We start from the raw sequence: 11,829 nt of genomic DNA on the forward strand, positions 1-11,829 counted from the left end.
AGCACGGGGCCGGGTCACCGCCCCGCGCCGGACGGCTGACGGTCCAGCTCACGGGCGAAGAACTCGACCAGCGGGGCGTAGTGGACCTTCGGGTGGTCCCACTCGTTCTCCAGGTTCTCGGCCATGTGGTGTGTGCCGAGGAGCTCACCGTCGCGGAAGTGGCGGATCACCGGATGCAGATAGGAGGCGTCGAGGGCCTGCTCGACCGAGTTCTGCGCCGACCGGCGCACCGAGATGTCGAACGGGTCGACCTTGTCGTGGTCGGGGCCGTACTCCAAGGTGACGAGGAAGTAGCCGGCGCCCTGGGTCAGCGGGGCGCCATGGGCGTAGGCGACCGGCACCTCCTCGTGGTAGCGGCTCTCGCCACCGGCCGGCGTGACCAGCAGGTCCCCGATCACACCGAACTGCTGCCACAGCGCGGAGCTCCGGTTGACCCGGGCCACCACGGCGTCCGCGAGCGCGGTCGGATCGGTGGCGACCGGCCGGTGCGGCCAGGGGCGGTCGTGGTGGCGTTCGTCGAGGATGCGGCTCAGCGCGCGGACGGCGTAGCGGAAGCCGTGGATGAAGCCGTTGGTGGACTTCTTGAAGTCGCGCTGCTGGGTGAGGGTCCCGGCGAAGTACAGACCGGGCACGTTGACCGACTCGTACGCCGGGGTGAGTTCGGCGAAGCGGTCGTTGATGACCAGCTCGGGGCGGCACTCGGGGTCGAACGGGGAGGCGTCGAAGCGGAATCCGGTGCATACGATGACGCGGTCGTAGGTGAGTTCCTTCACGACCTCGTCCGCCCGGGAGAAGCTGAACCGCACGTGGTACCGGCCGCCCTCGCCCGGCTCCTTCTCGATCGACAGCACATTGCCGTCCAGCACGGCGTTCTGCGATTTGAGCTGGTAGGTGTCCAGGAAGTTGTTGTTGACGGCGCGCAGATGGCCCACGTAGTGGGTTTTCCACGCCAGCTTCAGGGTGTGCGGCCCGGCCACATGGATGACGGCGGCGGTCTCGATGAGGTTGTCGGCCGTCTCCAGCGCGGAGTTGCCCTTGCCGAGGATGAGCACCCGCTGGTTGGTGAAGTCCTCGGGGTCCACCGATACGTCGGAGTAGTTCTCGGTGGTCTCGATGCCGGGCACGTCGGGGATGTAGGGCAGGCTCACGCCGGTGGCCATCACCAGCCGGCGGCCGTGGTGGTCCCGGCCGTGCTGGTCGGTGACGGTGAAGCCGTCGTCGGCACGGCGGATCCGCACCGCACGGGTGTCATAGGCGATGTCGAGGCCGAACGCCTCGGCGAAGTCGGCCAGATAGCGCACGAAGTCGTCGGCGGGCGGGAAGTAGCGCTTGCTGTAACGGGTGAACAGCAGCTCGGGGTCCGGGGAGAGCAGGGAGTTCCAGTCCATCCGGAGGTTGAACTCGGCGTCATCGGTGCCGGTGTGCACCTTGTTGCTGGATATCAGCTGCCGGTGGCGGGGGTAGGTCCGGAAGAACGTGCCGGGTCTGCTTCCGGCCTCCAGGATGCGGTAGCGATGCCCCGCCGCACCTAAGTGCTGGCCGAGCTGCAGGCCGGCGGGGCCGCCACCGATCACCAGGTAGTCGAGGGTCTCGGAAGAGTGGAGAGAGGTGTTGTGCACAGTGCCTTCCTTCCAGGAGCGCGATGCCAGGGGGGAAGCCGTCACAATTTCCTTTAAATCTCAACAACCACTCTAGTGAGATGTTCTCAACCTCAGCAACATCGAAAACAGGCCAGTGTGATCGTCTCGTGACCACTCGGCCGTCTCGGCCGCCTCAGACCGCGGACCAGCCGTTGTCGACGGGCAGGATGACGCCGTTGACATTGCTGGCGGCGTCGGAGGCGAGGAAGACGATGGCGGCGGCCTGCTCCTCGGCCGTGGCGATCCTGCCGATGTTCGTGGCGTGCGCGCCGATGACCGCCGGGCCGTGGGTCCCGGGCCGGGCGTCGACCCGGATGCCGGTCGCGGTGCCGCCCGGGGCGATGGCGTTCGCGCGGATGCCCTGGTCCCGGTACATCACGGCGAGGGACTTCACCAGGCCCACCACACCGTGCTTGGAGGCGGTGTAGGCGGTACCGGCCGCACTGCCGCGCAGCGCCGCCTCGGACGCGGTGAAGACGAGCGCGCCCCGGCCCGCGGCCAGCATATGGGGCAGCGCGGCCCGGGTGAGCATGAAGGGTGCTGTCAGATTGACCCGCAGAACACGGTCCCATTCGGCGTCGTCGGTGTCCGCGGCCGCCGAGAAACGGTCCATGATGCCCGCGTTGTTGACCAGGACGTCCAGGCCGCCGAACTCCGCCACGGCCGTGGCCACGACCTGGTCCACCACCCGCTGGTCGCCGAGGTCGCCGACGACCGCGCGGGCGGTGCCCCCCTGGGTGCCTATGGCCGTGACGACCTGCTCGGCGCCGTCCCGGTCGAGGTCCGCGACCAGCACCTTCGCCCCCTCCCGGGCGAGCGCCAGGGCCGTGGCCCGGCCGATTCCCGACCCCGCGCCGGTGACGACGACGCCGCGACCCTCAAGTCCGGTGCTGCTCAACGGTGTTCCCTTCCTCGTGTGTTTCCGTTACCAGGTGCCGTTACCAAGTTCCGTCAACAGGTTCCGTTACCAGGTCACGGGCAGTTCGTAGACGCCGTAGACCGATCCGTCGTGTTTGAACGGGATCCGCTCCAGCTCCATGGCTGGCCGCAGGGTGGGGATACGGCGGTAGAGGGTGCCGTAGACGACCTGGAGCTCCATCCGGGCCAGTGGCTGGCCCAGGCACTGGTGCACCCCGAAGCCGAAGGCCACATGGCGGCGGGCGTCGCGCCGGATGTCCAGCCGGTCGGGATCGGCGAACACCTCGGGGTCCCGGTTGGCGATGTCATTGGCCAGGATCAGCCCCTCGCCCGCCCGGATGACCTCCCCGGCGATCTCGATGTCCTCCGTCGCCACCCGGCGCCGCCCGCTGTGGGTGATGTGCAGATAGCGCAGCAGCTCCTCCACCGCCGAGGCGATCAGCCGGGGATCGTCGGTGTCGCGCAGCAGGGCGAGCTGTTCCGGGTGCTCGAACAGGGCGAGGGTGCCGAGGGCGATCATGTTGGCGGTGGTCTCATGGCCCGCGATCAGCAGCAGCACCCCCATCTGCGCCGCCTCCTCGCGGGACAGTTCGCCCGCCGTGACCCGCCCGGCCAGACCGGACAGCAGGTCGTCGACGGGGTGGGCGATCTTCTCGCCCATCAGGCCGTCCAGATAGCCGAGCAGGTTCCCGTGCGCGGCCGACCGCTGCTCGGGGGTGACGTTCCGATTGATGATGACCTTGCTGTTGGTCTGGAAGAAGTCGTGGTCGGCGTAGGGCACCCCGAGCAGCTGACAGATCACCAGCGAGGGCACCGGCAGGGCGAACGCCTCCACCAGGTCCACCGGGTTCGGACCGGCCAGCAGCCCGTCGATCAGCTCGTCCACGATCCGCTGCACGCCGGGGCGCATCGCCGCCACCCGCTTGATGGCGAACGGCGCCGTCACCATGCGCCGGAGCCGGGCGTGCTCGGGGTCGTCCTTGAGGATGAAACTGACCCCCGGACCGCCGGGCGGGAGCGGGGCCTGGCGGGGATAGCCGGGCCGGGTGACATCGGCGCTGACCCTCGGGTCGCCCAGCAGGGCCCGCTGATCGGCGTACCGGGTCACCAGCCACGGGGTGCTGCCGTCCCACAGGCGGACCTTCGCCAGCGGGCCCTGCCGCTGCTGGTCCCGCAGCGCCGGGGGCGGGTCGAACGGGCAGCCCGCCGCCCTGGCCATCGGAAACTCCGGGGCGTTGGCGGCGCGCTCGTCCACCGGGTGCACTGTGCTGGTCATCGCTGCCTCGATTCGGTTGCGGCGAGTGGTCGAAACCCCCGTTGAACCCCCGTTGAACGGTGTCCACGCAAGGACACCCCGTTGAGCGGAACCGCGATCAGTGGGTGACGGGCGCCAGCCACAGCCCGACGATCCCGTCGATCAGGCCGGTGGCGGCGTCGTGCCAGCTGGACCGGGGTGTGGCGGTGTGCTCGGCGAGCGCGCGTTCCCGCTCGGCGCACATGTGCAGGATCAGGTGGCGCGCCATGGCACCGCGCTCGACATGCACCTCGAGCGGCAGATCGGGCAGGCACCGGTTGAGTCCGTCGAGGGTCCGCCGCAGCGCCGGAGAGGCCAGGGACTCCTCGGCCATGATCTCGTGGAGCGCGGGATCGGTCATCACCTGGGCGCAGAACCGCGCGTACCAGGTCGGGCTGGGCAGTTCGGCCAGGTGCTGGAGGACCGGCCGCACCAGACAGGCCACCCAGTCCCGTACGTCGGTGGAGTCGCCGATCTCGTCCAGCAGCCGCTCGCGCACCCGCTCCACCTGCTGGGCGTGTCGGCGCGCGATCGCCCGCACCAGGTCGGCCTTGGTGCCGAAGTGGTAGCCGACCGCCGCGTTGTTGCCCTGGCCGGCGGCCCCGCTGACCTGGCGGTTGGAGACCGCGTACACCCCGCGCTCGGCGAACAGCCGCTCCGCCGTGGCCAGGATCGCCTCACGTGTGGCGTCGGCCCGTTCGTCCCGTACGGTCCTGCCCGCCATGGTCACCACCTCACCGGAAGCTCGCGCAACCCGCCCACGGCCAGGCCCTCCAGGCGGCGCAACTCACCTTCCGGAACGGCGAGTTCGAGGGTGGGCAGCCGGCGCAGCAGCACGTCCAGCACGGCCTGCAACTCGGTGCGGGCGAGCGCCTGGCCCAGACAGGAGTGGGCCCCGGCGCCGAACGCCAGATGGGGGTTGGGGCTGCGGTCGAGCGTCAGCTCGCCGGCGTCGTCGAAGGCGGTCTCGTCCCGGTTGGCCGCGGCCATGCTGCACACCACGGTGGTGCCGCGCGGCAGTACGGTGTCGGCCACCTCGGTGTCCTCGCCGATGTACCGGGGCATCCCGAACCCCGGGTTGGCGTCGAACCGCAGCGCCTCCTCCACCGCCGTGCGCACCAGCGAGCGGTCGGTGAGCAGCCGCTCCCAGTGGCGCCGGTCGGCCAGCAGCATGGCCAGCATCTTCCCGATCATGTTGGCCGTGGTCTCGTGCCCGGCGACCAGCAGGGCCTGGCCGGTGGCCACCAGCTCCGGGTCGGACATCCGGTGGCCGCCGGGGTCGGTGGCCGTGATGAGCTCACTGAGCAGATCGTCGCCCGGCGCGGTCCGCTTGGCGGCGGCATGGGCGGCCATGTAGTCGACGAACTCGGCCTGCGCGGCGTCGACTTCGGCCTGCCGGTACCGGGTGAGGTTGAGCAGGGTGTCGGACCAGTGGGCGAACCGGTCGCGGTCGGTGTCGGGGACGCCCAGCAGATCGCAGATCACCCACACCGGCAGGGGGAAGGCCAGGTGGGCCTTGAGGTCGGCGGGGTGGCCGTGATCCAGCATGCCGTCGACGAGCCGCTCGGCCATCGCCTCGATCCCCGGCCGCAGCGCGTTCATGCGCTTGGCCGTGAACCATCTGGCCACCATCCGGCGCCATCGCTGATGGCCCTCGCCGCCCTGCGGGAGCGACCGCGCCATCGAGCTGTTGAACACCCCGCCCGAGTCGCTGTCGGTGAGGCGGGCCGCGTCGTCGGCGTTCAGCAGCCGGGTGAACCTCGGATCGGACAGCACCTGCCGGACGTCCTGGTAGCGGGTCAGCAGCGTGGCCTCGTCCCCGCTGGGCAGGGCCACCTTCGCCACCGGACACCGCTGCCGCAGCCGGGCCCACTCGGCGGGCGGCCCCAGGGCCGTATCGCTGGGAATCGGATAGCTCAGCGGCTGCCGGCCGTCTCCTCGAGCCACGACGCTCTCCCTCGGTCCGGGGTGGTCATCGACAAGATCAGGCAACCCCATGGGCTACCTTAAGTCAAGCGACTGTTTTAAATTCCCCTCCATCGTTCACGCGAAAGGCTCCGCCGTGCCTGAAAACCCCACCCCGCCCGCCGACGCCGGGGCGCCCGGCGGCACCGCCCCGCGCCCGCCGCGCACCAACCTCGTCGTCGGGGTGCTGGCCCTCGCGGGCATCGTGGTGTCGCTGATGCAGACCCTGGTGATCCCGCTGATCCCGGAACTTCCCGAACTTCTGGACGCCTCGCCGTCGGACACCACCTGGGCCGTGACCGCCACCCTGCTCGCGGGCGCCGTGGTGACCCCGGTGACGGGACGGCTCGGCGACATGTACGGCAAGCGGCGCATGCTGCTGATCAGCCTGGTCATGCTGGTGGCCGGATCGGCCGTCGGCGGCCTCAGCGACTCCCTGGCCCCCATGGTCGCCGGGCGCGCCCTCCAGGGCCTGGCGGCCGGTGTGGTGCCGCTGGGCATCAGCATCATGCGCGACGAACTGCCGGCCGAACGGCTCGGCGCGGCCACCGCGCTGATGAGCGCCTCACTGGGCGTGGGCGGCGCCCTGGGCCTGCCCGCCGCCGCGTTCCTGGCCGAACGCGCCGACTGGCATGTGCTGTTCTGGACCGCGGCGGGACTCGGTGCGGTGGCGACCGCGCTCGTGGCGATGTGTGTGCCGGAATCCGCGGTACGCACCGGCGGACGGTTCGACGTGGTGGGCGCGGTGGGACTGTCGACCGCTCTGGTGTGCCTGCTGCTGGCGATCTCCAAGGGCGCCGACTGGGGCTGGACCAGCGGCCTGACCGGCGGTCTGTTCGCCGTGTCCGCCCTCGCCCTGGTGGTGTGGGGCCGGTGGGAGCTGCGCACCGAGCGGCCGCTGGTGGATCTGCGCACCACCGCGCGGCGCCAGGTCCTGCTCACCAACGCCGCCTCCGCCGTGTTCGGCTTCTCGATGTTCGCGATGTCGCTGCTGCTTCCGCAGCTGCTCCAGCTGCCGAAGGCCACCGGCTACGGACTCGGGCGGTCGATGATGACCGTCGGCCTGGTCATGGCACCGTCGGGCCTGGTGATGATGGCCATGGCACCGCTGTCCGCCCGTATCTCCAAGACGGCCGGCCCCAAGGTGACCCTGATGCTCGGCGCCACCGTGGTCACCGTCGGCTACGGTCTCAACATCGTGCTGATGTCCGCCGTCTGGCAACTGGTGCTCGTCTCCAGCGTCATCGGTGCCGGTATCGGACTGGCCTACGGCGCCATGCCCGCACTCGTCATGGCGGCCGTGCCGGTGTCGGAGACCGCCGCCGCCAACAGCCTCAACACCCTGATGCGGTCCATCGGCACCTCCATCTCCAGCGCGGTGGCGGGTGTCGCGCTGGCCCAGCTGACCATCACCTACGGCTCGGTCACCCTCCCGTCCCAGGACGGTTTCCGCGTGGTCATGGCCATCGGCGCGGGCGCCGCGCTGATCGCCCTCGTACTGGCCGCCTTCCTGCCCGGCCGGCCCGCCCCCGCCGCCCCCGAGCAGGCCCAGGGGCGCGCGGAGCGCCGGCCGGCCGCCGTCTGACGCGCCGGCGTCATGGACCAGCGGGGCGATCCGGACGCGGCCGGCGATGCGCTCGGCGCACCGGGACCGCGCATGACGCCGCGGCCGGTGACCGGAAGCGGTCACCGGCCGCGGACCTGCCTCACACGCGCAGCCCCGAGGGGCACGCCCAATGCGTCGGCGACGGTTGCACCTGCCAGCATCAGCCCGTTGGCGACCGTCAGACGAAATGACCAGCAACACAACAGCCCCCGTCGAAATCATCCGGCGGAGGCTTTTTGGGTTTCAGGACGCCAGACCGGACCGCTTCGCCATGGCCAACAGCTCCGGTCGGCTGCGCTGGTGGAGCGTCCACAGCACGCGCAGTACCTCCCGCGCCATCGGATGGATCTCCGCCATCTGAGGGGCGACGCGGAAGGCGTACTTCAGCGCGTCCTCCGCGCCGACGAGATCCTTCGTGGCCAGCCGAGCACGAGCGGCGTCAATGGCCAGCCGGCCGACACGTGACGGTTTCAGGCCCGGGGGAGGGGTCTTCAGCAGCGGGGCCGCTACTTCCGCAGCCTTGTCAGGGTGGTTCAGCTCGATCTGCGCGGCCAGTTCGTACAGCGCAGTGTTGCCCTGTCCGAACGTCAGGTTGTGCTGGAGGACATCAGGACCGGTCACCCGCTCCGCGAGCGCCTTCGCGCGGCGAACGTGATGTGCGGTGGCGTTCGCGTCCTCGTGGCGGGAGGCCAGGACGATGCCGCGGAGGTGGAGCGAGCCAAGGTGGACAACGCGTTCCAGATCATCACCAGGGGTCTTCTCGTACTGGACGATGGCGCGCTCGACGATCGCCAGCCCGTCGGAATACTCACCAGCCGACTGGTACGTGCCTGCTTCGTTCCATGCCGCAGCAGCTACGGCATCAGGGTTCCACGTCTGTTGGGCCGCCCACTGCTGACGACTCACGATCATGTCGGCCAGGTCTGGCTGGCGGAAACGGTGCGCACAGGCGTACGCACAGCTGTACACGTCGGCCACATGACCCCACGCCGTAGCGTCCCCGTCGCTCTCCATGGCCGTCGCGGTGACCTGACCGAGCAGCTTGGGGAGGAGTTCGAGCAGCTTCAGGTAGTCGGTGTTCGCGCGGAGCTGGGCAGCGCGCTTGAGCGAGGCGGCCAGCGCATCAGGAGCCGGAACGTCCTCGCGCGGCAACGTGTGCCGACGGACGACGGTCCGGAGAGCGTCCATCAGCTCGTGCTGCTGTGACGGATCGCTGAACGGGTCTCCGTATACACGCGCAGTCGTTACGCGCAGGGCGGAGGCTGCGGCTGCTACGAGGGGAGGAGTTGCCGGACGCAACCCTGTCTCGATCTTGCTCAGGTACGACAGAGAGATTCCCATCTGCCGAGCCAGGCTCGATTGACTCATTCCGCGGACTTTCCGAAGTACCGCGATGTTCTCACCCGATGACGGTGCGCTGCGCATGCTCCAACTGTCGCACGCGAATTCGTCGACGTCCCTATGTCCAGGTGCTCCTGACCCCCTGTTGTGCATGTTTTGTGCTAACTGATCATGGGCGGCCCGTAGTTACCTACTCGCACAGGGGAAACAAGCCACTGGGAGCCACGGATGACAACCGACGAGCCCAAGACCCTCGCATTCATCTACGACCGCGAGGAGACCAGCCAGACTGACCGACTGCTCGCCCGCATCGCCATCTGCCGAGCCTACGCCGCTGAGATGAACTGGGACGTGGCGGGCCAGTGGATCGATCGCGGGGATGCCGCTACTGGGGAGCGTCGGCCGTTCTGGCAAGGGATGGTCGCTTCGATGAAGCAGGAGGACCAGGGGCGTCGTCTCGTATGCCTGGTGGCGGTCTGGAACCGGATCGCGTATGAGCCGGTCGCCAGCGCTCGGCTGCGGCAGCTCGTCAGCGGAGTCGGCGGAACGTGCGTAGCCGTCGAAGACGGGATGTCGCCAAGCACCCCCCGAGACGTGGTGATGCGTCGGCTACACGAGAGCGGCGAGCAGATCGCCCCAGGGACGACGCTGATTCGTCATGACGGGATGACGGCGTGACCTGGTCCCCCGGCTAACAGGTGTCCTCGTCTCCACCTAGTCCCATGTCGGCAGGGAGACGAGGAACGGCGGCGGACGCACCTCGCGCCGTCACGCCGCCGGCGGGAGCCCTGGGGACGTGGAAGGGACGCTCACCAGGGCTCTCGCAAACAAGTCCCTGCCTGTTGGGTGCTGGAACGTCTGGCAGGCAGGAAGAGACCCGGGACGCTTTGGTCGGCTCCACCCGGGTCGGGGTCCCCGCTCCAAACCCTGCGTGCGGCGGGTGGAGGAGCGGGGGCCGTACACAGCCTCACCCCGATCGCGTGCTTGGAGGCCGGTGACCGGGGCGAGGGCAGCGCACCACTCACAGAGAAGAGGCACGCGCATGAGCCACGGTACAGCTCTGCTCGTCGACGACGAGCGGACAGGCGTGATCAAGACTGTTATGGACAACAACCCCGGCATGGCTGAGGCCATGGCGGGGAGGATCGTCGACGAGGCGACGAAGTTCGTGATCGCCGCCTCGTGCTCCCAGGGACAGAACCTCACCCCGTCGCGCGTGGTGGACGAGGGCTGGCACGCGCTCATCCTTCACACGCACCTGTACCACCGCCTGTGTGCGCGGCGAGGCGGATACGTCCATCACTCGCCCGGGTACAACCCGCGGAACTACGACGAGTCGATCCTGGAGCACACGAAGACCCGGATCGGTGAGTTGGGGTTCTCCGTCGACGCGGATCTGTGGGGTCCGCCCGGCTCGGATCCGGTCGTCGTGGCCGCCCAGTGTCAGCACACGGAGGAGTGCGCGATCATGCCGATGCCTCCGGACCCCCGCCCCACGGAGTGATGAACCTCGGTGGTTCGCCTCTGAGCGAGCACGCAACGGCAGTAGCGTCACCGAAGGAGGTTCACCATGCAAAAGGACTGGATTGACCCTCGGTATCGCACCGTCGTACTGACGCTTCGAGGGCTCCGAGAATGCACCGGGCGACCGGTGAAAGGGTTCCTCGTCACCGGGCGAAGCGGCGATCAGGCTCGGGACAAGAGGAGCTAGAGCAACCCCAATCGGCCCTGTCCGTGCGCTTCCCCCGTGGCGCCGGGCGGGGCTTTTTCGTGCCCCCTGCGGAGCACCCTGGCGGCGGCCTCGCATATGGCGTGACACCTGCGGAAATGGCTTTCGGCGTGGGCCGGTACTTTATGGGACGGTGCAAGGAAAACGGTACGAGGAAGGGCAGTCATGGTGAGTACGCTCGGGGTCGCCGTCGTGGGGTTCGGCTGGATGGGACGGGTGCACACCCAGGCGTACGTCCGTCTGCCGCACCACTTCCCGCAGCTGTCCGTACGGCCCGAACTGGTCGCCGTAGCCGATGAGGTGCCCGGCCGGGCCGACGAGGCCGCGGGGCGGTACGGCTTCGCCACCGCCGTCCGGGACTGGCAGGAGGTCGCCGCCGACCCCCGCGTCCAGGCGGTGAGCATCGCCGCGCCGAACTTCCTGCACCGGGAGATCGGCACCGCCATGGCCCGCGCGGGCAAGCACATCTGGATCGAGAAGCCGGTCGGACTCACCGCCGACGACGCCCGCGCGGTCGCCACCGCCGTGGCCGAGGCCGGTGTCCAGGGCGCGGTCGGCTTCAACTACCGCAACGCGCCCGCCGTCCAGACCGCCCGCGCCATGATCGCCGACGGGGAGATCGGCACCGTCACCCATGCCCGCGTCCGCCTCTTCAGCGACTACGCCGCCCACCCCGAAGCCGCCCTGACCTGGCGGTACGAACGGGCCCGGGGCGGCAGCGGAGTGCTGGGCGACCTCGCCTCCCACGGTGTGGACCTGGCCCGGTTCCTGCTCGGCGAGATCGCCGCCCTGACCGCCGACACCGCCGTCTTCGTGCCCGAGCGGGCCCGCCCCACCGGCGCCACCGCGGGCCACACCCGGGCCGCCGGCGGCGAGCTGGGTCCGGTGGAGAACGAGGACTACGTCTCCTGTCTGCTGCGCTTCGCCTCTGGCGCCCGCGGCGTGCTGGAGGCGTGCCGGGTCTCGGTCGGCGAGCAGAACACCTACGGCTTCGAGATCCACGGCACCAAGGGCGCGCTCCACTGGGACTTCCGGCGCATGGGCGAACTCGGCGTCAGCCGCGGCACCGCCTACCAGGACCAGCCCGTCTCCACCGTGTACGTCGGCCCCGGGCACGGTGAATACGCCGCCTTCCAGCCGGGCTCGGCCAACAGCATGGGCTATGACGACCTGAAGGTGATCGAGGCGTACCACTTCCTGCGCTCCATCGCCGAGGGCACCGCGTACGGCGCCACCCTGGACGACGCCGTGCACAGCGCCACCGTGCTGGACGCCATGACCCGCTCCGCCGAGCGGGGCACCTGGGTGAACCCCGGCTGAGCGATGGGGCGCGGGG

Annotated in this window: 10 protein-coding genes; 4 read left to right on the top strand and 6 right to left on the bottom strand. The window is 69.8% G+C overall.

The window, feature by feature from the left end; translation table 11 throughout:
- Window positions 1-14: 14 nt before the first annotated feature.
- The 5 genes from PS467_RS36455 to PS467_RS36475 all read right to left on the bottom strand — a co-directional run bounded on the left by PS467_RS36455 (window position 15) and on the right by PS467_RS36475 (window position 5,799).
- Complete coding sequence (locus PS467_RS36455; protein ID WP_311038816.1) at window positions 15-1,619, bottom strand: NAD(P)-binding domain-containing protein; 1,605 nt, start codon at window positions 1,617-1,619, stop codon at window positions 15-17.
- Window positions 1,620-1,773: 154 nt separating this feature from the next.
- The gene (locus PS467_RS36460; RefSeq protein ID WP_311038817.1) at window positions 1,774-2,538 is read right to left on the bottom strand and encodes an SDR family NAD(P)-dependent oxidoreductase; all 765 of its coding nucleotides are present in this window, start codon (window positions 2,536-2,538) and stop codon (window positions 1,774-1,776) included.
- A gap of 66 nt (window positions 2,539-2,604) precedes the next feature.
- Window positions 2,605-3,834 (bottom strand): cytochrome P450, encoded by a 1,230-nt coding sequence (locus PS467_RS36465; RefSeq protein ID WP_311038818.1) that lies wholly within the window; start codon window positions 3,832-3,834, stop codon window positions 2,605-2,607.
- A 97-nt stretch (window positions 3,835-3,931) separates the two neighbouring features.
- A complete protein-coding gene (locus PS467_RS36470; RefSeq protein WP_311038819.1) occupies window positions 3,932-4,576 on the bottom strand; it encodes a TetR/AcrR family transcriptional regulator in 645 nt (214 codons plus the stop codon).
- Window positions 4,577-4,578: 2 nt separating this feature from the next.
- Window positions 4,579-5,799, bottom strand: coding sequence for a cytochrome P450 (locus tag PS467_RS36475; protein ID WP_311038820.1), 1,221 nt, complete (start codon window positions 5,797-5,799; stop codon window positions 4,579-4,581).
- Between the two features lie 49 nt (window positions 5,800-5,848).
- Between PS467_RS36475 and PS467_RS36480 the strand changes: the two genes are divergently transcribed.
- Entirely contained in the window at window positions 5,849-7,402 is a 1,554-nt protein-coding gene (locus PS467_RS36480) for an MFS transporter (protein ID WP_432280683.1), read from the top strand.
- A 264-nt stretch (window positions 7,403-7,666) separates the two neighbouring features.
- Here the strand turns inward: PS467_RS36480 and PS467_RS36485 are convergent, their stop codons facing one another.
- The gene (locus PS467_RS36485; RefSeq protein WP_311038822.1) at window positions 7,667-8,848 is read right to left on the bottom strand and encodes a helix-turn-helix domain-containing protein; all 1,182 of its coding nucleotides are present in this window, start codon (window positions 8,846-8,848) and stop codon (window positions 7,667-7,669) included.
- A 144-nt stretch (window positions 8,849-8,992) separates the two neighbouring features.
- On the opposite strand from PS467_RS36485, the gene PS467_RS36490 reads away from it, so the two are divergent.
- From PS467_RS36490 to PS467_RS36500, 3 genes are all read left to right on the top strand, one after another.
- The gene (locus tag PS467_RS36490; protein ID WP_311038823.1) at window positions 8,993-9,442 is read left to right on the top strand and encodes a recombinase family protein; all 450 of its coding nucleotides are present in this window, start codon (window positions 8,993-8,995) and stop codon (window positions 9,440-9,442) included.
- A gap of 364 nt (window positions 9,443-9,806) precedes the next feature.
- On the top strand, window positions 9,807-10,268 hold the full coding sequence (locus PS467_RS36495; protein ID WP_311038824.1) for a UCP032817 domain-containing protein: 462 nt from the start codon (window positions 9,807-9,809) through the stop codon (window positions 10,266-10,268).
- 390 nt (window positions 10,269-10,658) lie between these two features.
- Window positions 10,659-11,813: a Gfo/Idh/MocA family protein gene (locus tag PS467_RS36500; RefSeq protein ID WP_311038825.1), complete on the top strand. Its 1,155-nt coding sequence runs from the start codon at window positions 10,659-10,661 to the stop codon at window positions 11,811-11,813.
- Window positions 11,814-11,829 lie beyond the last annotated feature (16 nt).

Source organism: Streptomyces luomodiensis (genome assembly GCF_031679605.1).
In the GTDB taxonomy this organism is placed as follows: domain Bacteria; phylum Actinomycetota; class Actinomycetes; order Streptomycetales; family Streptomycetaceae; genus Streptomyces; species Streptomyces luomodiensis.